This window comes from Mesorhizobium sp. WSM4983 (assembly GCF_029625765.1).
Lineage (GTDB): Bacteria > Pseudomonadota > Alphaproteobacteria > Rhizobiales > Rhizobiaceae > Mesorhizobium.
Genome location: NZ_JARTVM010000005.1, coordinates 287,422 through 309,008, shown reverse-complemented (window position 1 = coordinate 309,008; position 21,587 = coordinate 287,422). Strand labels below are relative to the sequence as shown.

The window sequence follows — 21,587 nt, the reverse complement described above, 5'->3', positions numbered from 1 at the left end:
AATCGGGAGGAAGCTAACCGATTGTTTTTTCTGGTCGGAGTGGCAGGATTTGAACCTGCGACCCCATCGTCCCGAACGATGTGCGCTACCAGACTGCGCTACACTCCGTGACCAGACGGCGGGCTTATAGCCGCCGCTTTCCGATCCTGCAAGCGTCAATGGCTGCACTTGTGTCGCATTTCTCGGCTTTCACCAATCTTGCCCGGATGGCATGCGATTTAGCCGTCGGATAAAGCCCGGCTTAAAGGCTTTCGTGATAAGCCGCGCCCTCTATAAATCGGCATTCCGGCTCTCTGGAGTTTCGACCATTGACCTTCACGATTGTTGGCGAAGCCCGGCCCAACAGCTTCGAATTCGAGACCTCGGCGCTGATCAAGGCGTCGGGCTTTCGCGAGTACGACGCGCGCTGGTGGGTCGGCCATCCCGGCTCGACCAAGGCGCCGGAGCTCAATTTGATCGGCGTCCAGGCGCTCGGTATGGGTCTGGGCACGCTGATCCGGCGCCTGGGCGTTGGGCCGGATATCGTCACCGGCCATGATTTCCGCTCCTATTCGCTGCCGATCAAGCTGGCGCTGGTCTCCGGCCTGATGGCGGCGGGCGCCCGGGTGAAGGATATCGGCCTGGCTTTGTCCCCCATGGCCTATTTCGCGCAGTTCGCGCTCGATACACCCTCGGTCGCCATGGTCACCGCCTCGCATAACGAGAATGGCTGGACCGGCGTCAAGATGGGGGCGGCGCGGCCGCTCACCTTCGGTCCGGAAGAGATGGGCGCGTTGAAGAAGATCGTGCTCGAAGCCGACTTCGACCGCCGCGGCGACGGTGCCTACGAGTTCATCTCCGGTTTCCGGGAGCTCTATGTCGATGATCTTACCAAGGGCAAACAGATCTCGAGAAAGCTCAAGGTCGTTTGCGCCTGCGGCAACGGCACGGCTGGCGCCTTCGCGCCGGAAGCGCTGGCGCGTGTCGGCTGCGAGGTGATCCCGCTCGACGTCGAGCTCGACCATGCGTTCCCGCGCTACAATCCCAATCCCGAGGACATGCAGATGCTGCGTGCCATCAGCGAGAAGGTGCTGGAGACGGGCGCAGATGTCGGACTGGGCTTCGATGGCGACGGCGACCGCTGCGGCGTCGTCGACAACGAGGGGAACGAGATCTTCGCCGACAAGGTCGGGCTTATGCTCGCGCGCGATATTTCATCGTTCCATCCGGGCTCGGCCTTCGTCGTCGACGTCAAGTCGACGGGGCTTTTTGCCACCGATCATGTGCTCAGGGCGAACGGCGCCACAACTGACTATTGGAAGACCGGCCATTCCTATATCAAGCGCCGCGTTGCCGGGCTGGGTGCCGTCGCCGGCTTCGAGAAATCCGGGCATTTCTTCTTCAACCCGCCTATCGGCCGCGGCTATGACGACGGGCTGATCACCGCGATCGTCGTCTGCCAGATGCTCGACCGCAATCCGCGGAGCTCGATGGCCGATCTCTGCCGCGCGTTGCCGCTGACCTACGGTACGCCGACCATGTCATCGCAATGCCCCGACGAGGTGAAGTACGGCGTGGTCGACCGCGTCGTGGCGGATTTTCAGACGATGCACCGCGAAGGTGCTGACTTTGCCGGCCAGAAGATCGTAACGCTCATCACCGTCAACGGTGTGCGCGTCGTTGCGGAGGACGGCACCTGGGGCCTTGTGCGCGCCTCCTCGAACAAGCCCGAGCTTGTCGTGGTGGTGGAGAGCCCGGTATCGTCCGAGCGGCGCCGGCAGATGTTCGAAGCCGTCGACGCCGTGCTGCGCCGCAGTCCCGAAGTCGGCGCCTACAACCAGACCTTCTGACAGGGCAGTCATGAGCCAGCGCATCGTCAGTTTCGTCATGAGCGGCGGCGTCGGCTCGCGGTTATGGCCCCTGTCGCGCGAGGACAATCCCAAGCAATTCCACGACCTTTCCGGCGACGGTTCGATGCTGGCCAAGACCTTGCGCCGGCTGGCCGCGCGGCCTGAAGGGCAGACGCCGATCTTTCTCATCGCATCGGAGCGCCATGCCGACCGCGTCCGTGCCGATCTTGCCGGCATTGATCTCGCCGGCGGCGGCCCATTGTTCGAGCCCACGGGGCGCAACACCGCCGCTGCCGTGGCGCTTGCCAGCCTGCGCACCCTCTCCGAATTTGGCGATGAGCTTGTTCTCGTGGTGCCCTCCGACGACGAAATCTCCACCGCGCGGCAGTTCTGGCGGAGCGTTGAAGCGGGTGCTGCGGCGGCGAGAACCGGTCGCTTGGTGGTGTTCGGGATTAAGCCGACGCAGCCCGAAATCGGCTATGGCTATATCGAGGTCGCGGCCGATCGCGACGGCGTGTTCGACGTCTCGCGCTTCGTCGAGAAGCCCGACCTCGCCACCGCGCGGGCTTATCTCGACGCCGGCAGCTTCTATTGGAATACCGGCATTTTCCTGTTTCGCGCCGGCGCCATGCGAGATGCCTTCGCCGCCTTCGAGCCCAGGATCTGGCAGGCGACGGAAGCCGCTTATCACGCGGCGACCAACGATCTTTCCGGGCTCTACATGCCGCTGGAACTTTACTCGGCGATCCCGTCGACCTCGATCGACTACGCTATCATGGAGCGGGCCAAGGACATCGCCATGGTGGCGGCCGGATTCCGCTGGAACGATCTCGGTTCGTGGCAGTCGCTGCTCGATGTCGGCCCGTCCGACAGCCACGGTAACGTCATTCTCGGCGATGTCGTCGCCATCGATTGCGAGAACTCCTACATCCGCGGCGACGGCCGGCTGCTGTCGGCCATCGGCATGAAGGACGTGGCCATCGTCTCGACGGCAGACGCCACCTTCGTGGCGCCGGTCAGCCACAGCCAGCACGTCAAGAAGATCGTCGAGCAGCTGGAGAAATCCGGCCGGCTGGAGACGAGGTTCACGCCGGCGCATGACCGCGTCATCGAGAGCGGCGCCTGGCGGCGCCGCGTTCGGCACTGGCTGTTCGAGGAGACGCTGCCGCTGTGGTCGAGGTCAGGTGTCGATGAGCGCCATGGCGGCTTCCATGAGGCGCTGGGCTTCGACACCGCGCCGTTGATGAAGCCGAAACGCATGCGCACGCAGGCGCGCCAGATCTATGCCTTCGCCGTCGCCAAGGAGCGCGGCTGGGACGGCCCGGCGGATCGGCTGATCGCTCATGGCCTTGACTTCATGGCAGGCCGGGGCCGCACCGACAAAGGCGGCTGGGTGCGCACGCTCAATGTCGACGGCTCGGTCGCCGATCCGGTCGAGGACGCCTACGACCATTCCTGCGTGCTTCTAGCGCTGGCGCACGCCCATATTTCGGGCCATTCCGACGCCTTGCGGCTCGGCGAGGAGACCTTTGCCTTCCTCGACGCCCATCTCGAGGACAGCCGCATGACCGGCTTCCTCGACACGTCTGGCGGCGAAGGCGAGCGGCGCTCCAATCCGCACATGCATCTGCTCGAGGCTTTTCTGGCCTGGCACCAGGCGACCGGGGAGCGCGCCTATCTGCGCCGCGCCTCGCGCATCATCGACCTCTTCCGCAGCCATTTCCTCGACGCCGAGAGCTGGACGCTGGGTGAATATTTCGACGATAGCTGGAAGCCAGTGGCGGGCGAGAAGGGCAGCTGGACCGAGCCCGGCCATCATTTCGAATGGGCCTCGCTGCTGATCGATTTCGCCGCGCGCAGCGGCCAGACCGACCTCAATGGTTTCGCCCGCAAGCTTTATGCATCGGCCGTCGCCAACGGCCTCAACCGTGCCACCGGTCTTTCCTATGGCGCGGTCTCGCGCCAGGGCCTCCCGCTCGACACGGTCTCGCGCAGCTGGCCGCAGGCCGAAGCGGTGAAGGCGGCGATCGCGCTCAATGGCGCGGGAGGGCCCGACCTCAAGCCCGAGATCGAGGCGCGCGTCGGCCGGCTGTTCCGCTGGCACATCGACCCGGCGCCGCTCGGCCTCTGGATCGACCGCATCGACGAGCGCGGCCGCTCGATGGCGACCGATGTGCCGGCCAGCATTTTTTATCACCTCGTTTGCGCGCTGATGCAGTATCTGGATGGGACGGCGGAGAAGAGGTGAGGCTTGAGAGAAGCGGACACCGGCGAATTTGTAGAAGTTCCGGGCGATACAACTCTCTGGAAGACGCAGGGCGTTGCGCCGCGAAGGATAGACCTTCCCTTAGAGGCCCGTGGCCGCTTTAGTTGGTACGCTCCCCTTTTCGGGATCGCCGCCGCGTTGGCACTGTCTTCCTCAGTGAAGTACTATTCTTCTGCCGTCCAAAACTGGCAAGCTGGAAATTCGCTCGATCGAGTGGCGTGGGCTGCTGAAGTATTCGGATGCCTCTTTGTCAGCGTCCTGTTCGTCGGAATGTTTGTAAGGGTGGTTTTGGATGCGGCGAATCCGGTCCCATTGCTCATTCTCACCAGGGAAACGTTGTGGGATAGGCGTCAATTGCATGAGCCGGTGCCGTGGAGCGCAATTGAATCCATTAGGGTCCAATCATTCAGGGGTACGCTCCTAGTTTACCTGCGACTTGCGCAACCTGTGCCAGTTAGAAGCGGACTGTTTCGACTGGGCGGGGCGCTGAGAGGCGGGTTGAAATCAAATATTCGAGTGTTGATTTCTCACCTCGATCAGAACGACGAAACCATTGCCAAAGTGCTTGCCGCTCTTGTCAGGAAGAATGGCGGAAAGGTCGAAGGATATTCAGCTTACGCATCCTACCAGCCATGAATCTTTCACGATCGAAAGCCGACTTCAGTAAGGCGCCGCCACATCCCCGGTCTCGACATAGACCGCCTTCAGCTGCGAATAGTGCGCCAGCGCCGCCAGCGAGTTCTCGCGGCCGATGCCGGACTGCTTGACGCCGCCGAAGGGCATTTCCACCGGCGTCAGATTGTAGGCGTTGATCCAGCAGGTGCCTGCCTGCAGCTCGGCGATGACCCGATGGGCGCGGGGCAGGTCGCGGGTGAAGACGCCCGCAGCGAGGCCGAATTCGGTATTGTTGGCGCGTTCGATCACCTCGTCCTCGTTATCGAATTTCAGCACGCTCATCACCGGTCCGAAGATTTCCTCGCGCGCGATGCGCATGCCATCGGCCACGCCGGTGAACACGGTGGGTTCGATGAAGAAGCCACCTTCGAAGCCCTGCAGCGAGGGCACATTGCCGCCGCTGGCGAGCGTCGCACCCTCCTCTTTGCCGGCGGCGATGTAGGAAACAACCTTTTCCTGCTGCGCCTTGTTGACCAGCGGCCCCATTTGCGTTTCCGGATCGAGCGGATCGCCGATGCGGATTTTTTTGGTACGCTCGGTCAGCCGCTCGACGAAGCGGTCATGCAGGCCCTTCTGCACGAAGACGCGCGTGCCGTTGGAGCAGATCTGGCCGGTCGAATAGAAATTGCCGAGCATGGCGCCGCCGATGGCGTTTTCGAGATCGGCATCGTCGAAGACGATCAGCGGCGACTTGCCGCCGAGCTCCATCGTGGCGTGCTTCATTTTCGAACCGGCAAGCGACAGCACCTTGCGGCCGGTCGGCACCGAGCCGGTCACCGAGACCTTGGCCACGACATCATGGCCGACGAGGCCGGCGCCGACATCGCCATAGCCCTGCACGACGTTGAACAGCCCGTCGGGCAGGCCCGCCTCGCTGTAGATTTCGGCCAGCGCCAGTGCCGAGAGCGGCGTGTTCTCCGACGGCTTGAACACCATGGCGTTGCCCATGGCTAAAGCCGGCGCCGACTTCCAGCCGGCGATCTGGATCGGATAGTTCCAGGCGCCGATGCCGACGCACACACCAAGCGGATCGCGCCTTGTGTAAGCAAACGGTCCGCCGAGATCGATCATCTCGCCGTTGAAGGCCGCCACTGCGCCGGCGAAATATTCGAGGCAATCGGCGGCCGAAGGCGCGTCCGCCACCAGCGTCTCCTGGATCGCCTTGCCGGTGTCCAGGGTCTCGATGCGCGCTAGGTCGGCATTGCGGGCGCGCAGGATGTCAGCGGCGCGGCGCAGGACGCGGCCGCGCTCGACCGGCTTCATCCGTGCCCAGGCCGGCTGCGCCGCGCGCGCGGCCTCGATCGCCAACTCCAGCACGTTCGGCGTCGCCGAATGCAGCGAGGCGATGGTCTCGCCCGTCGCCGGATAGATTACCGGCAGTGGCGCGCCGCCTTCGTCCTCGATGTAGCGGCCGTTGACGTAGTGCGATGCCGTTGGCTGGGCGCGCATGGTCTTCTCCGTTCGTAGTCGCCGGGGCGGGGAGGGCGCCGGCCGGATCATGCGCTATCTGTCTGCCACCTGCCAGCGCGGATTGATCCAGGGTTCCTGGTTGGATGGCGCGAGCGGCGTGCGGCCAAGGATGTGGTCGGACGCCTTCTCGCCGGTCATGATCGACGGCGCGTTCAGGTTGCCGTTGGTCACCCGCGGGAAGATCGAGGAATCGGCAACGCGCAGCCCCTCGACGCCGATCACCCGGCATTCCGGATCGACGACGCTGGTCAGGTCGTCGGCGCGGCCCATCCTGCAGGTGCCGCAAGGGTGATAGGCGCTCTCGGCGTGATCGCGGATGAAGGCGTCGAGCTCGTCGTCGGTCCGCACATGGGCGCCCGGCGAAATCTCCTTGCCGCGGAAGCCGTCGAAGGCCTTCTGGCCAAAAATCTCGCGCGTCAGCCGGATGCAGTGGCGGAACTCACTCCAGTCGTCGGGATGCGACATGTAGTTGAAGCGGATCACCGGTTTCGCTTTCGGATCGGGCGAGCGCAGGCTCACCGAGCCGCGCGACTTCGACCGCATCGGCCCGACATGCGCCTGGAAGCCATGCGACTTCGCCGCCGCCTTGCCGTCATAGCGCACCGCCGCTGGGATGAAGTGATACTGGATATCGGGGTAGTCGACACCGGCCTGCGAACGCACGAAGGCCGCCGCCTCGAAATGGTTGGTGGCGCCGAGGCCGGTCTTGAAGAACAGCCACTGCGCGCCGATCATTGCCTTGGAGAACGGGTTGAGCACCGAATTCAGCGTGATCGGTCTGGTCGCTTCCTGCTGGATATAAAGCTCCAGATGGTCCTGCAGATTGCGGCCGACACCCTGCCGGTCGGCAATGACCTCTATGCCGTTTTCCTGCAGATGTGCGCCCGGACCGATGCCGGACAGCATAAGGATCTTCGGCGAATTGATCGACGACGCCGCCACAATCACCTCACGTCGCGCCTTAACGACCTGAATCTGTTTGTGAGCTTCGATCTCGACGCCGACGGCACGTTGATTCTCGATCACCACGCGCCGCGCGAAACCTTTGAGCAGGCTAACATTTTTTCGTTTGAGCGCCGGCTTCAGATAGGCATTGGCCGCGGACCAGCGGCGGCCGCGCCAGATGGTCTGCTCCATCGGCCCGAAGCCTTCCTGCTTCGATCCGTTATAGTCGTCGGTGAGCTCGAAGCCGGCCTGCCGGCCCGCCTCGAGGAAGGCGCCGTAAAGCGGGTTCTTGCGCGTGCCGCGCTGCACATGCAGCGGGCCGCCCTGACCGCGCCAGCCGTCCTCGCCGCCGTCGGAATCCTCCATGCGCTTGAAATAGGGAAGCACGTCGGCGAAGCCCCATCCGGCAGCACCCTGTTCGGACCAATGGTCGAAGTCGCGCGCATGGCCGCGAACATAGACCATGCCGTTGATGGAGGACGAACCGCCGATCACCTTGCCGCGCGGGGTGGCGAGCACGCGGCCGCCGAGATGCGGCTCCGGCTCGCTGGCGAAGCCCCAGTCGTAAAGGCTCATATTGAGCGGGATCGACAGCGCCGACGGCATCTGGATCAGCGGCCCCATATCGGTGCCGCCGAACTCGATGACGATCACCGAATGCTTGCCGTCTTCCGACAGCCGGTAGGCCATGGCCGAGCCGGCGGAGCCCGATCCGATGATGACGAAATCCGCTTCAAGCATTGTTCATATGCGCCATAAAGTCGGCGAGCGAGACATTGCCGCCGGTAGCCACCACAAGGACGGTTTTGCCCGCTACATCCACCTTGCCGCCGAGCAGCGCGGCAAGCGAGGCCGCGCCCGAAGGCTCCAGCACCAGCTTCAGCCGCTCGAAGGCGATCTTCATTGCATCCCGCACCGCGGCATCTTCGACGGTGACGCCGCGAACGCCGGCAGCACTCACCGCCGCGAAGGGCGCCTCGCCTGGCTTGCGCGCCATCAGCCCGTCGCAGATCGATCTCGGTCCGATCGGCATCGTCTCGATCGCGCCATGCGCCAGCGACGAGCCCATGCCGTTGAAGCCTTCCGGCTCGACGGCGATGATCTCGGTTTTCGGCGACAGATAATGGAAGGCGAGCGAAACGCCGCCGATCAGGCCGCCGCCGCCAACCGAGCAGAACACCAGATCGGCGTGGGCCTTCTTCGCTGCCAACTGGTTGAGCGCTTCCAGCCCGGCCCCTGCCTGGCCGGCGACGATCTCGGGATCGTCGAAGGGATGCAGCAAGGTGAGCTGCTCGGTCTCGGCGATCTCGCGCGCCTTGGCGGCGGCGACTTCCTCGCGGGCACGCTCCCCATGATCGGTCAGCACCACGCGCGCGCCATAGCCGGCGGTCGCGTCGCGCTTGGCGGCAGGCGCGTCGATCGGCATGACGATGGTGACGGGAATGCCGAGCGCCTGGCCGGCAGCCGCAAGCCCTTGCGCGAAATTGCCGGAGGAATAGGCGACCACGCCCTTCCTCGCTTCGTCCGGTGACAGCCGCTTAAGGCGCCAATAGGCGCCGCGCACCTTGAAGGACCCCGCCCATTGCAGCGATTCCGGCTTGACGAACACCCGCGCGGCGCCGACTTCCCGGGCAAGTGCGGCCGAGTCCAACAGCGGCGTGACTTGCGTCGCCGTCGAGGTCACCGCATAGGCCTGCTTCAGGCGGTCGAGGGTGGGAACCAGAACGTCTTCCATCATTCGCCTCGCGGATACCGTTTGCTCTCTTCGAGGTTGTCGAGATTCATGTGATTGCGCATGTAGCGCTCCGAGGCTTTCTGCAGCGGCTGGAAATCCCAGGGGTAATAGGCGCCGTTGCGCAGCGCCGGGTAGACGACCCAGCGGCGTGCCTGGCTTTCGCGCACCGCGGCATCGAACGCGGCCATGTCCCAGCGCGCCCGGACCTTTTCCATGAACGCCGCCACTAGGGCAGCGTTCGCCGGCTCGTCAGCGAGGTTGTTCCGTTCGAGCGGGTCGGCCTCCAGGTCGAACAGCTGCGGCGCGTCGAGCTCGCAATGGACGAATTTGTATTTGCCGTCGCGGATCGCGGCCAGCGGCGCATAGGAACCTTCGGCGGCATATTCCATGAGAACGGGTGCGGTGCGCGGCTTGCCGCCGAGCAGCGGCAGCAGCGACTGGCCGTCGGTCCACGGCGCGATTGCAGCGATATCAATGCCGGCGAGGTCACAGAGCGTCGGCGTGATGTCGAGATTGGAGACGGGCGCCTCGATGAGGCCGGCTGGCACGCCGTTGCCGGCGATCATCAGCGGCACGCGCGCCGAGCCCTCGAAGAAGCTCATTTTGAACCACAGGCCGCGCTCGCCCAGCATGTCGCCGTGATCCGAGCAGAACAGGATGATGGTGTCGTCAAGCATGCGAGTGCGCTTGAGGACGTCCAGAAGCTCGCCGAGCTTATCGTCGACATAGGAAATGTTGGCGAAATAGCCGCGCCGGGAACGGCGCACCTGCTCGGACGTGATCTCGAAGGACTGATAGTCGCTTGCCCGGTAAAGGCGCTGCGAATGCGTGTCCTGTTCGTCATGCGGGATGAACGGCGTTTCGGGATCGAGCGTCTGGCAGTTCTCATAAAGATCCCAGTACTGCCTGCGCGCGACATAGGGATCGTGCGGGTGCGATAGCGAAACGGTGAGACACCAGGGCCGATGTCCGGCATCGTCCTGCTCGCGCGAAAGCTGGTACAGCTTTTGCTCGGCCAGAAACACCACCTCGTCGTCATACTCCATCTGGTTGGTGGTCTCGGCAACGCCGGCGCCGGTGACCGAGCCGAGATTGTGATACCACCAGTCGATGCGCTCGCCGGGCTTGCGGTAATCCGGCGTCCAGCCGAAATCGGCCGGATAGATATCGGTGGTCAGCCGCTCCTCGAAGCCGTGCAACTGGTCCGGTCCGACGAAATGCATCTTGCCGGACAGGCAGGTGTAATAGCCGGCGGAGCGCAGATGATGCGCGAAGGTCGGGATCGAGGAGGAGAATTCGGCGGCGTTGTCATAGACCCCGGTGCGCGACGGCAGCTGGCCGCTCATGAACGAGGCCCGGCCGGGCGCGCAAAGCGGCGAGGCGGTGTAGTTGTTAGCGAAACGCGCCGAGCGGGCGGCGAGCGCCTTGAGATGCGGCACGTGCAGGAAATCCGCCGGGCCGTCGGGGAAGAGCGTGCCGTTGAGCTGATCGACCATGACGATCAGGAAATTGGGTCGTTCGGTGGTCAAGGCAGGCTCCGTCCGCTGAGCTTGGTTTCGAGATAATCTTCGACGAGCGCGATCGCTGTCTGCGCATCGGGCACGCCGTCCTTCAGCGCGCGCCGAATGTAGAGTCCGTCGATCAGCGCCGCCGTCGCTTCCGCAGCGCGGTCCGCTTCGGCCCTCGGCAGAATGCCGGTCAGCCCGCTCATCAGGTTGGAATTGAGCCGCCGCGCATAGATACGAAGCAGCCGCCGCAACTCGGTCGATTTCTGCGCCTCGACATAGAAGGCGAGCCAGGCCGCGATGATCTCCGGCTGGAACTGCTCGTCGGAGAAACTGACCGCAACGACGGCCGAGACGCGCTGGCGCGGTGTCGCGGCGACGCGAAGCGCTCGTCTTGTATCGATGTTGAGCTCGGCAAGGATGTGCCGCATCGTGGCGAAGAGCAGCTCGTCCTTGGCGCCGAAATAGTGATGGGCGAGCGCCGACGACACGCCGGCGCGGCCGGCGATCTCCGACATGGTCACGTCCAGCGAACCGCGCTCGCCGATTGCCGAGATCGTCGCGTCGATCAGCGCCTTGCGGCGCAGCGGTTCCATTCCGATTTTCGGCATGCGAGGGGTCCGGTTCGAAGCGAGATTATTTTTTATTGACGCATCAATCAATAAAAAATCGGCATCGGATCAATCGATCGTATCGCTCTGGCCAAATCCCTTCGGCTGGAAAACGGTTCACTATTGAACAATATTGAATGTCATGCCGCGACCGGACGTGCTAGGCTGCGCGGCAGATGGAGGCTGTCATGACCGCATGCATCGTCGGCTGGGCGCATTCGCGTTTCGGCAAGCTCGAAGGCGAGACGCTGGAGGGCTTGATCACCAAGGTGGCCGTGGACGCGCTCGATCATGCCGGCATCGGCCCTGACGATGTCGACGAGATCGTGCTCGGCCATTTCAACGCCGGCTTCTCACCGCAGGATTTCACCGCGAGCCTGGTGCTGCAGGCCGACGACCGGCTGCGCTTCAAGCCGGCGACGCGCGTGGAGAATGCCTGCGCCACCGGTTCGGCTGCCGTGAGACAAGGCGTCCGCGCCATCGATTCCAACGCCGCCCGCGTCGTGTTGGTGGTCGGCGCCGAGCAGATGACCACCACACCTGGGCCCGAGATCGGCAAGAACCTGCTGAAAGCCTCCTACCTGCCCGAGGATGGCGAAACGCCGGCCGGCTTTGCCGGCGTCTTCGGCAAGATCGCGCAGGCCTATTTTCAGCGCTATGGCGACCAGTCGGATGCGCTCGCCATGATTGCCGCCAAGAACCACAAAAACGGCGTCGACAATCCCTATGCCCAAATGCGCAAGGATTTCGGCTACGAGTTCTGCCGTCAGGAAAGTGAGAAGAATCCCTTCGTCGCCGGTCCGCTGAAGCGCACCGACTGCTCGCTGGTCTCGGATGGCGCCGCCGCGCTCGTGCTCACCGACACCGCGACGGCGCTGAAGATGCGCCGCGCCGTGACCTTTCGCGCCAATGAGCACGTCCAGGATTTCCTGCCGATGTCGAAGCGCGACATCCTTTCCTTCGAGGGCTGCGAGCGGGCTTGGGGCCAGGCGCTGAAGAAGGCCGGCGTCACGCTCGACGACCTCTCCTTCGTCGAGACGCATGACTGCTTCACCATCGCCGAGCTTATCGAATACGAGGCGATGGGCCTGGCGGAGCCCGGCGAGGGCGCGAAGCTCGCCCTGGAGGGCGTCACGGCCAAGGACGGCCGGCTGCCGGTCAACCCGTCCGGCGGGCTGAAGGCCAAGGGCCATCCGATCGGAGCCACCGGCGTCTCCATGCATGTGCTCACCGCCATGCAGCTGACCGGCGAGGCCGGCGGCATTCAGGTGCCTGGGGCAAAACTCGGCGGCATCTTCAACATGGGCGGTGCTGCGGTGGCCAACTACGTTTCCATCCTCGATCGGATCAGGTAGAAGCGGCCCGCATTGAAGCGGCGCCCGGCGCGCGCGTGCGGGAGGCAGCATGGCAAATCCGGTTCTGGTCGAAGTCACGCGGGGCGCGGTGGTCGAAAGCGCTCATCGCGGCGCGGTTTCTGTCTTCGACGCCGACGGCAAGCCTGTCTGGGAGATCGGCGATACGGCGCGACCGGTGTTTCCACGCTCGGCGGTGAAGGCGATCCAGGCGCTGCCGCTGCTCGAATCCGGTGCTGCCGACGCCTACGGCTTCGGCGATCGCGAATTGGCGCTGGCCTGCGCCTCGCATTCAGGCGAGCCGGCGCATGTCGAACTGGCGCAAGCAATGCTCGCCAAGGCCGGTCTCGATAAGACGGCGCTCGAATGCGGCGCGCACTGGCCGTCGAGCCACGTTGCGACGATCGCGCTGGCCCGCGCCGGCAGCGCGCCCAACCCGCTCCACAACAATTGCTCCGGCAAGCATGCCGGTTTCCTCTGTACCTGCGTGCATTCCGGCATTGCCCATGGCGGCTACGTCAAGGCCGGCCATGCGCTGCAGGAGATGGTGCGCGACGCGATGCAATCGGTGACCGGCGCCGCGCATGATGTCGACCATTGCGGCACCGACGGCTGCTCGATCCCGACCTATGCCGTGCCGCTGAAGAGCTTTGCGCTGGGCTTTGCGCGTATGGCGACGGGCAGGGGCTTTGCGCCCGAACGCGCCAAGGCGGCGAAGCGCCTGCTCTCGGCCTGCATGGCCGAACCGTTCCTGGTGGCCGGCACCGGTAAGGCGGACCTCGCGCTGATGCGGGCCGCGCCCGGCCGCATCTTCGTCAAGACCGGCGCCGAGGGCGTCTATTGCGCGGCCTTGCCCGAGCTCGGTCTCGGCATCGCCTTGAAATGCGATGACGGCGCCAGCCGCGCCTCCGAGGTGATGATCGCCGCCGTGCTGGCCAAGCTGCTGCGCAGCGACGAAGCGCTCGCGGCAAAGCTTGCCGAACTCGCCCATCCGCCGGTCGAAAGCCGTATCGGCGCCAAGGTGGGCTTGCTGCGGCCGACGGCGGCGCTGGCCTAACTGACCTTGTTCCGCTCGACGGTCAGATGCGCGTAGCCGGTAAAGGTTGATCTTGCCAGATCGCCCGTCACCGGATTGGCCCAGCGCTGGCCGATGATGGCGCCGTTCTGCGCGGCGTCGATGATATTGTCCGAAATGACCGCGCTGCCGGAACCCTCGACGACGCTGACGACGATGCCCGTGCCGGACTTGCGGATGATGTTGCCCGTTGCAACCACATTGCGCAGATAAGGACCCCAGCCGAGCTGCATGCCGTAGAGGGGCGCGTTCTCCACGACATTGCCGCAGACGGAGGTTTCGGCCTCGGCGCTGATGCCGACGCCGAAGCCCGGCGGGTCGGCGGTGTAGGGGCCGACGGTCGAGAGGTTGCGCACGATATTGTTCGAGCACACGGCCATGCGGCCGCCTTCGTTGAAGTTTACGATCGAGATGCCGTTGGCGGCACCGTCGACCAGATTGTTGCTGAGGATCCCACCCTCGAAGGAGAATTCCGAATAAATCCCCGTCTCGCCCGAGCGCGAGCAGGTGTTGCCGGTGATCTGCAGATTGCTGGAGCTGTTGGCGCGGATCGCCGAGAAGGCGCAGTCCGACACGACGTTGGCGGAGATAATGACATTGCCGGCGCGGAAGGCGTTGATACCGTTGCCGTTCTGGCCGGTGCCGCCGCTCCTCGCGCCGATGCGCTGCACGCGGTTGCCGCTGACGATGGTGCCGTCTTCCGCCTGCTGCCAGCGATGCACGAGAATGCCGCCATTGGCGCAATCCGAGACGGTATTGCCCGAGATCTCCAGCCCGCCGGCCTCGACCGAATAGATGCCGGCGTCTGCCGCGCCCGAAACATCGCAGCGCCCGATGCGGCCTGAAACATGTTCCAGCGCCAGCCCGTTCTTGCCGCTGCCTGTGACCTGGCAATTGTCGATGGCGAGATGCGCGACGCGGCGCAGATCGAGCAGCCCTTGCGTATAGTCGGCCAGCCAGCGGTTGCTGCCGTCCAGCACCAGCCCGCTGAGTTCGATATGCTCGGCCTGTTCGGCCATCATCAGGTGGCCGTTGCCGCCATAGACGATGCGGGTCGCCCCCGGGACGCCCGAAAGGCGCACGCGGGCAGGCAGCTTCAGGTTGGAGACAAGATAGGTCCCGGGCGGCAGAAACACCGGCGCATCGCGGTCGCTGGCGTCGCCGAGCAGCTTGGCGAAGGCCTTGCTCTGGTCGTCCAGCGCGCCCGGCTGCAAGCCGATTTCGATGGCATTGATCGAGCCGCGCATCGTGGCCTTCTCGATGCCGGGCAGCATCTTCGCCGATGCCTTGCCGGCAAAGAGGCCGGCAGCGGCGAGGCCGGTGGTGCGGGCAAGCAGCGTTCGTCTGTTCAACATCGGCACAGGTCCTGGCGTTTCAACCGCTCCGTCGCAGGAATCGTGCCAAGGCCAGCTCGCAGGCAAACCGCTTGTGCAGTTGCCTGACCAAGCTTAAGTTCATGTTATGAGTAGAGCTTTCACCCGCGAGGAAGACAGCGAAAACGCCATTGCCGGTGTCGGCGAACGGCCGATCAGTCCGCACCGCAATCTGGTAACGGAGCGGGGACTCGCGATGATCGAAGAGAATCTCTCCGAATTGCGAGATCAAATGGCCAAGGCCGAAAGACGCGGCGATCGCGAGCGCCTCGCAATAGTGTCCCGCGACCTGCGCTACTGGACCGCGCGGCGCGAGAGCGCGGAGCTTTCGGTGCCGGAGTCCGGCAGCAATGTGGTCCGCTTCGGCATGGGCGTCACGCTGGAAAACGGCGACGGCAAGAAGGTCCACTGGCGCATCGTCGGCGAGGACGAGGCCAACCCGTCGAAAGGCAGCATCTCCCATGTCTCGCCGATGGCGATGGCCCTGTTCGGCAAGAAGGTCGGCGAGGTCGTTGCCGTCAACGGCAAGGAGTGGGAGATCGTCAAGCTGTCGGACAAGGCCGAGAACTAGGCCTTGAGCTTGACTGTATGGTCGCGGAAAAACGCCGCGGCTCCGGTCTCATCGATTTCACCTGCGGCGACCATCATCACCAACTGGATAACATCCTGCTGTTCGGCTTCTACGCTTAACCCGTTGAAATAGAGAAACAAATCGGCCGCGGCAAAAGCCGTGCGCTTGTTCCCGTCAACGAAGGGGTGGTTCTTCGCACTGCCGAAGAGGTAGGCCGCCGCGAGTTCACAAAGATCGGGCTCGCCATACGCTTCCTTCTGTTGGGGGCGGGCGAGGGCAGATTCTAGCAAGCCCTGGTCGCGTATACCGGAGGCTCCGCCATGGAGGCGCAACTGCTCAGCGTGCATCGCCTCCACGAATTCTCGCGAATGATGCTCGGTCATTTAGCGAGCGCGCGGTAGGCAACCTCGTATTTCTTCATCCGTTCGCGCGCGATCTTCATCTTACGCTCGAATTCTTCGGCAGAGTCTTCAAGACGGCGCAAGCGCAGCTCCTGGCCCTCCTGAACGACGATGACGTTGTCGCCCGCCTTCAGGTTTAGCCGGTCGAGAAGCTCTTTCGGCAAAATCAGACCTTCGGAGTTGCCAATCTTTCGAATGGTGGTGTTCATGGTAGGTCGTCCTGTTGCAACGGCAATTATAACTGGAGGGCCTGTTGTTGCAACGGAAATTATAACAACCGATTGGGAACTACTGACATGGTCGCCATCAAGAAGCGGGTTGAGGACGGGATCCTCTTCCTCTCTCGATTGGCGCATTAGCTGTGCCGATAAGCCTTAGCAACGAGTTGCGTTTGACCAGTTCCCGACACAGGCTATTCACTCAACCGACAGCAGCCTGTCCATCAGCCTGTCCGCCGCTTGCGGGATGACGGTCCCCGGCGGGAAGATTTCGGCCGCCCCAGCCTTCAGCACCGCGTCGTAATCCTGTGGCGGGATGACGCCGCCGGCGACGATCAGCATGTCGCCATGGCCGAGCTTCCTCAGCGCCTCCTTGAGCTCGGGGATCAGCGTCAGATGTCCGGCCGCGAGCGAGGACGCGCCGATGATGTCGACATCATGCTGCACCGCTAGCTTTGCGATCTCCTCCGGCGTCTGGAACATCGGTCCGACGGTGACCTCGAAGCCGAGATCGGCAAAGGCGCTGGCGATCACCTTCTGGCCGCGATCATGGCCGTCCTGGCCCATCTTGGCGACCAGGATGCGCGGCTTTGCACCGGATTTCTTTTCGAAGGCTTCGAGCTTGTCCTTGAGCCGATCGACCGCCGGATTGTCGCCGAGCGCGTCGCGATAGACGCCGGAGATGGTCTGCACGGTGGCTGCATGGCGCCCGAACACTTTCTCCAACGCCAGCGAGATCTCGCCGACGGTCGCATTGGCCCGCGCCGCGCGGATCGCGAATTCGAGCAGGTTCTCGCCGCTTTCAGCCGCGCGGGTGAGGGCGGTTAGCGCATCCTCCAGGGCCGCGACGTCGCGCGTGCCTTTGAGCCGCTGCAGCTTCGCCAATTGCCGGGCCTTGACCTCGGCATTATCGATCTTCAGCACATCGACCTCGATGTCGGCTTCCGGGCGATGCGCATTGACTCCGACCAGCACCTGCTCGCCGGAATCGATGCGTGCCTGGGTGCGCGCCGCCGCTTCCTCGATGCGCAGCTTCGGAATGCCTTTCTCGATCGCCGCCGCCATGCCGCCGAGGTTTTCGACCTCCTCGATATGGGCGAGCGCGCGGGCCGCCAGATCATGTGTCAGCCGCTCGACATAGGCCGAGCCGCCCCACGGGTCGATCATGCGCGTGGTGCCGGATTCCTTTTGCAGGATGAGCTGCGTGTTGCGGGCAATGCGGGCCGAATGGTCGGTCGGCAGCGCCATCGCCTCGTCGAAGGAATTGGTGTGCAGCGACTGGGTATGTCCCTGCGTTGCCGCCATCGCCTCGATCATCGTGCGCGTGATGTTGTTGTAGGGATCCTGCGCCGTCAGCGACCAGCCCGATGTCTGGCAATGGGTGCGCAGCGACAGCGAGCGCTCGTCTTTCGGCGCAAAATTCTTCTTCATCAGGCTCGACCAGAGCAGCCGCGCGGCCCTGAGCTTGGCGACCTCCATGAAGAAGTTCATGCCGATCGCCCAGAAGAAGGAAAGGCGCGGCGCGAACCGGTCGATGTCGAGACCCGCGGCGACGCCGGCGCGCGCATATTCGATGCCGTCGGCGATCGTGTAGGCGAGTTCGAGGTCGGCCGTCGCGCCCGCCTCCTGCATATGATAGCCGGAGATCGAGATCGAATTGAATTTCGGCATGTGTCGCGAGGTATAGGCGAAGATGTCCGACACGATCCGCATCGAAGGCTTCGGCGGATAGATGTAGGTGTTGCGGACCATGAACTCCTTCAGAATGTCGTTCTGAATGGTCCCGGCGAGGTCCTTCTGCGCGACACCCTGTTCCTCCGCCGCCACGATATAGAGCGCCATGATCGGCAGCACGGCGCCGTTCATGGTCATCGACACCGTCATCTCGTTGAGCGGAATGCCGTCGAACAGCTGGCGCATGTCGAGGATGGAATCGATCGCCACGCCCGCCATGCCGACATCGCCGGCGACGCGCGGATGGTCGCTGTCATAGCCGCGATGGGTCGCGAGGTCGAAGGCGACCGACAGGCCCTTCTGGCCGGCCGCGAGGTTGCGCCGGTAGAAAGCGTTGGATTCCTCCGCCGTCGAGAAGCCGGCATATTGCCGGATCGTCCAGGGCTGCTGGACATACATGGTCGGGTAGGGGCCGCGCACGAAGGGCGGCAGGCCCGGATAGGTGTCGAGATTGGCCAGGCCCTTGAGGTCGGCCTGCGTGTAGAGGTGTTTCAGGGCGATGCCTTCCGGCGTCATCCGCTGGCCCTTGAGCTCGACCGGCGCGCGGCGCGGCGCCGACCAGCCGATCTGGCTGAAATCCGGGATCATGAGCCGGCTCCGATCGACTGATCGATGCGAACTGGAAACAGCGGCTCGCAGGTCGCCACGCCTTCTGTCAGCGCGGGCCGGCGTTCGGCTTTCAATGTCTCGACGGGGCGCTCGCTGCCGGTGCGGAACAAGGTGGTGCCGATGATGCCTCGTTCGCCGGCCCGATAGACGGCATTGCGCTTCGCGGCGGCCGTCTGCACACGGTTCTGGATATAGCCCTGCTGCAGGCTGTTGAGCACGCCGCCCTCGGCCTCGATGCGCTGAAATTCTTCCCAGGCCGCCGCGCAAAGACCGTCGGTCAGCGCCTCGACCGCTCCGGAGCCGCTGGCCGGATCGGCCACGTGATGGAGATGGCTCTCATGCGCCAGGATCAGCTGCGCGTTGCGGGCGACGCGGCGCGCAAAACCGGCCGGCAGTCCATGCGCGATGGTATGCGGCAGGATCGAGACGGAATCAGCGCCGCCGGTCGCGGCGGCAAAAGCGGCAATCGCGGTGCGCAGAATGTTGGTTTCCGGATCCGCCATCGCCATCATGCGATAGGAGGTCTCGGCGTGGACGTTCGCCGTCGAGGCCGGGATCGAGCAGGCTTCCTGGATCCGCGCCCAGAGCTTGCGCAACGCCCGCACCTTGGCCATCGACAGGAACTGGTCCTGGTCGACGCTGAGGGCAAAGCCGATATAGGGCGCGGCATAGACCAGCGGCTGACGCGCCTTCTCGAACATCCTGAGATAGGACACGGCGGAAGCCATCATCGTGCCGAGCTCCTGCGCCTCGGTGGCGCCGGCATTGTGGAAGACGCGGCCGTCCGCTTCGAGCAGCACGCCGGGCACGCCCATCGAGAAGAAATGCGCCAGCGATTGCGGCATTGACTCCTGCAGCGCCTCGATCGAGGTGCGCAGCCGTCCGGTGCCGGCGAAGATCGCCGCCGGGTCGATGCCGAAGGAAAGGTTGAGCTTCGCCGGATCGGAGCGGCGCCGGGTCAGGAAGGCGAGCAGCCAATCCGCCACGGCGCGGCTCCACGGATGCGCATCGATGCGCACCTGGACCCGGTTGAGCGGCACGCCGTCGAGCACCGTTTCCAGCGCCTCCGCGGTTCTCGGCAGCCCGTAGCCGAACGCATTCGGCGCACCCTCGAAAACCAGCGACAGGCCGGTCGCGCCCTCAGCGATGTCCTGCAGCGCCTGGGCGCTGGCGCGGGCGATATCGGGATCGTCGATGCGCTGGCTGACGATCCATGGCGACTTCGGATTGGTGCGCACCAGCGGCTCGGCTGTCGTCGAACGCTCGCTGAGCGGCTCGATGCGGATGCCGTCATCGGTGTGCGAAACAAGCTTCTGTTCGAAAGCGCCGCCGGCAAGCGCTTTTTCCGCCAGCGCCAGCCAGCGTTTGGCGTCCGGGTCTGGAAGGTCGACATCCCTAGTCAAGGCGCCGGCGCCCATCGCACTCCTCGTCTCTCGGCCGCATCAGCCACCAGTCTATGGTCCCCCGCCGCATATCACAATGCGACATCCGTCGCGGTTGTTCCGGCAGCCGCTAACCGGTTGCCAAACATGCGCAAAATCCGCAAGCTAAGTAAGGTGGTTTCGCTGCCAGCGTCAAATTCGAATAGCGCCAAATTTGATGGTGGGCATTGTCGCCCGCCGATCGCGTTATTATCCTCCATGAGACCGGGCGTTTTTGGCGGATGAGATTGCGGAGACCGGACATATGGCTGACCACACCAGCATCTTCATCGGCGCCAGCCGCAAGCCTGATGATTCCTACCAGCGCGCCGAGGAACTCCTGCTGCGCTACGGCAACCGCCACGGCCTGATTACCGGCGCCACAGGCACCGGCAAGACGGTCAGCCTGGAGGTCTTGGCCGAGGGCTTTTCAAATGCCGGCGTCCCGGTCTTCTGCGCCGACATCAAGGGCGACCTTTCCGGCATCGCCATGATGGGCGAGGCCAAGGATTTCCTTGTCAAGCGTGCAGAGCAGGTGAAGCTCGATCCCTATCAGTTTCAGGAATACCCGGTCATCTTCTGGGATCTGTTCGGCGAGCAGGGTCACCCGATCCGTGCCACCATCTCGGAAATGGGGCCGCTGCTTTTGTCGCGGCTGATGAACCTCACCGAAGCGCAGGAAGGTGTCATGAACATCGCCTTCCGCATCGCTGACGAAGAGGGCCTGCTGCTGCTTGATCTCAAAGATCTTCAGGCGCTGCTCGCCAACATCGCCGAGCGAGCCGACGAGCTCAGCGCACGCTACGGCAATGTCACCAAGCCTTCCGTCGGCGCCATCCAGCGCACGCTTCTGGTGCTTGAGCAGCAGGGCGCCGCGAACTTCTTCGGCGAGCCGGCGCTGCGCATCGCCGATTTGATGCGCACCACCCGCGACGGCCGAGGCGCGATCAGTGTTCTGGCCGCCGACAGACTGATGATGAATCCCAGGCTCTACGCCACTTTCCTGCTCTGGCTGATGTCGGAGCTGTTTGAGGAACTGCCCGAGGTCGGCGATCTCGAGCGGCCGAAGCTGGTCTTCTTCTTCGACGAGGCGCATCTTTTGTTCGAGGACGCGCCGAAGGTGCTGGTTGATCGCGTCGAGCAGGTGGTGCGGCTGATCCGCTCCAAGGGTGTCGGCGTCTATTTCGTCACCCAGAACCCGCTCGACATTCCGGAAAAGGTTTTGGCCCAGCTCGGCAACCGCGTGCAGCACGCGTTGCGCGCCTATACGCCGCGCGAGCAGCAGGCGGTGCGGACGGCGGCCGACACCTTCCGGCCCAACCCGGATTTCGACTGCGCCACCGCGATTACCCAGCTCGCCACCGGCGAGGCGCTGGTCTCGATGCTGGAGGATAAGGGCGTGCCGGCCATGGTACAGCGCACATTGATTCGCCCGCCGTCGTCGCGGCTCGGGCCGATCACACCCGACGAGCGCCGCAAGGTCCTTGCCGAGAGCCCGGTCGCCGGGCAGTACGATCAAGCGGTCGATCGCGACTCGGCCTTCGAGATACTGCAGAAGAAGACCAGGGAGGCGCAGGAAGCCGAAGCGCAGGCGCAGCAGGCGGGCACCGGCGGCTCGCGCTGGACAATTCCGGGCTTCGACGATGTGTTGGGAGGGTCGGGCCGCCGGTCCTCCAACCGTCAGACAGTGGCCGAAGCCGCGATCAAGTCGGTGGTGCGTTCGGTGGGCTCTTCCGTCGGCCGCGCGATAGTGCGCGGGATACTAGGCAGCCTGGCGCGCGGGCGGTAGCGCCCAAC

The 21,587-nt window shown here is 64.3% G+C and carries 17 protein-coding genes and 1 tRNA gene; 7 read left to right on the top strand and 11 right to left on the bottom strand.

Going from position 1 to position 21,587, the window contains the following annotated elements; all coding sequences use genetic code 11:
* Positions 1-31: 31 nt before the first annotated feature.
* Positions 32-108: transfer RNA gene (locus P9254_RS17750), tRNA-Pro, on the bottom strand.
* A gap of 200 nt (positions 109-308) precedes the next feature.
* Between P9254_RS17750 and P9254_RS17745 the strand changes: the two genes are divergently transcribed.
* The 3 genes from P9254_RS17745 to P9254_RS17735 are packed head-to-tail and all read left to right on the top strand — an operon-like array spanning position 309 to position 4,731.
* Positions 309-1,829, top strand: a complete 1,521-nt coding sequence (locus P9254_RS17745; protein ID WP_278056285.1) for a phosphomannomutase/phosphoglucomutase — start codon at positions 309-311, stop codon at positions 1,827-1,829.
* A gap of 10 nt (positions 1,830-1,839) precedes the next feature.
* Complete coding sequence (locus tag P9254_RS17740; RefSeq protein WP_278056286.1) at positions 1,840-4,077, top strand: AGE family epimerase/isomerase; 2,238 nt, start codon at positions 1,840-1,842, stop codon at positions 4,075-4,077.
* A 3-nt stretch (positions 4,078-4,080) separates the two neighbouring features.
* On the top strand, positions 4,081-4,731 hold the full coding sequence (locus tag P9254_RS17735) for a hypothetical protein (RefSeq protein ID WP_127335512.1): 651 nt from the start codon (positions 4,081-4,083) through the stop codon (positions 4,729-4,731).
* A 24-nt stretch (positions 4,732-4,755) separates the two neighbouring features.
* On the opposite strand, the gene betB is transcribed toward P9254_RS17735, so the two are convergent.
* Genes betB through betI form a run of 5 tightly spaced genes read right to left on the bottom strand, consistent with a single transcriptional unit; the run spans position 4,756 to position 11,036 of the window.
* Positions 4,756-6,219 (bottom strand): betaine-aldehyde dehydrogenase, encoded by a 1,464-nt coding sequence (gene betB, locus P9254_RS17730; RefSeq protein WP_278056287.1) that lies wholly within the window; start codon positions 6,217-6,219, stop codon positions 4,756-4,758.
* Between the two features lie 54 nt (positions 6,220-6,273).
* The gene (gene betA / locus P9254_RS17725) at positions 6,274-7,926 is read right to left on the bottom strand and encodes a choline dehydrogenase (protein WP_278056288.1); all 1,653 of its coding nucleotides are present in this window, start codon (positions 7,924-7,926) and stop codon (positions 6,274-6,276) included.
* On the bottom strand, positions 7,919-8,920 hold the full coding sequence (locus P9254_RS17720; protein ID WP_442920327.1) for a threonine/serine dehydratase: 1,002 nt from the start codon (positions 8,918-8,920) through the stop codon (positions 7,919-7,921). The genes betA and P9254_RS17720 overlap by 8 nt, the downstream gene beginning before the upstream one ends.
* Positions 8,920-10,449, bottom strand: a complete 1,530-nt coding sequence (gene betC, locus P9254_RS17715; protein WP_278056291.1) for a choline-sulfatase — start codon at positions 10,447-10,449, stop codon at positions 8,920-8,922. The genes P9254_RS17720 and betC overlap by 1 nt, the downstream gene beginning before the upstream one ends.
* Positions 10,446-11,036 (bottom strand): choline-binding transcriptional repressor BetI, encoded by a 591-nt coding sequence (betI, locus tag P9254_RS17710; protein ID WP_067320854.1) that lies wholly within the window; start codon positions 11,034-11,036, stop codon positions 10,446-10,448. Before betI ends, betC begins: the two co-directional genes overlap by 4 nt.
* 188 nt (positions 11,037-11,224) lie before the next feature.
* Between betI and P9254_RS17705 the strand changes: the two genes are divergently transcribed.
* Together P9254_RS17705 and P9254_RS17700 are read left to right on the top strand one after the other, a co-directional pair.
* Positions 11,225-12,391, top strand: a complete 1,167-nt coding sequence (locus tag P9254_RS17705) for an acetyl-CoA acetyltransferase (protein WP_095781573.1) — start codon at positions 11,225-11,227, stop codon at positions 12,389-12,391.
* A 49-nt stretch (positions 12,392-12,440) separates the two neighbouring features.
* Positions 12,441-13,445 carry an asparaginase gene (locus tag P9254_RS17700; protein ID WP_278056292.1) on the top strand — a complete coding sequence of 335 codons (1,005 nt, stop codon included), beginning with the start codon at positions 12,441-12,443 and terminating at the stop codon, positions 13,443-13,445.
* Here the strand turns inward: P9254_RS17700 and P9254_RS17695 are convergent.
* The gene (locus P9254_RS17695; RefSeq protein ID WP_278056293.1) at positions 13,442-14,818 is read right to left on the bottom strand and encodes a TIGR03808 family TAT-translocated repetitive protein; all 1,377 of its coding nucleotides are present in this window, start codon (positions 14,816-14,818) and stop codon (positions 13,442-13,444) included. The genes P9254_RS17700 and P9254_RS17695 overlap by 4 nt on opposite strands.
* Positions 14,819-14,924: 106 nt before the next feature.
* Between P9254_RS17695 and greA the strand changes: the two genes are divergently transcribed.
* Positions 14,925-15,407, top strand: coding sequence for a transcription elongation factor GreA (gene greA, locus P9254_RS17690; RefSeq protein WP_066997710.1), 483 nt, complete (start codon positions 14,925-14,927; stop codon positions 15,405-15,407).
* Here the strand turns inward: greA and P9254_RS17685 are convergent.
* From P9254_RS17685 to P9254_RS17670, 4 genes are all read right to left on the bottom strand, one after another.
* Positions 15,404-15,790 carry a type II toxin-antitoxin system death-on-curing family toxin gene (locus P9254_RS17685; RefSeq protein WP_278056294.1) on the bottom strand — a complete coding sequence of 129 codons (387 nt, stop codon included), beginning with the start codon at positions 15,788-15,790 and terminating at the stop codon, positions 15,404-15,406. The genes greA and P9254_RS17685 overlap by 4 nt on opposite strands.
* Entirely contained in the window at positions 15,787-16,017 is a 231-nt protein-coding gene (locus P9254_RS17680) for an AbrB/MazE/SpoVT family DNA-binding domain-containing protein (RefSeq protein ID WP_278056295.1), read from the bottom strand. Before P9254_RS17680 ends, P9254_RS17685 begins: the two co-directional genes overlap by 4 nt.
* A gap of 207 nt (positions 16,018-16,224) precedes the next feature.
* Positions 16,225-18,348, bottom strand: a complete 2,124-nt coding sequence (gene scpA / locus P9254_RS17675; protein ID WP_095823743.1) for a methylmalonyl-CoA mutase — start codon at positions 18,346-18,348, stop codon at positions 16,225-16,227.
* A complete protein-coding gene (locus tag P9254_RS17670) occupies positions 18,345-19,787 on the bottom strand; it encodes a methylmalonyl-CoA mutase subunit beta (protein ID WP_278056296.1) in 1,443 nt (480 codons plus the stop codon). The genes scpA and P9254_RS17670 overlap by 4 nt, the downstream gene beginning before the upstream one ends.
* Before the next feature lie 268 nt (positions 19,788-20,055).
* Here P9254_RS17670 and P9254_RS17665 point away from each other — a divergent pair, with 268 nt between their 5' ends.
* Complete coding sequence (locus P9254_RS17665) at positions 20,056-21,579, top strand: helicase HerA-like C-terminal domain-containing protein (RefSeq protein WP_278056298.1); 1,524 nt, start codon at positions 20,056-20,058, stop codon at positions 21,577-21,579.
* Positions 21,580-21,587: the final 8 nt, after the last annotated feature.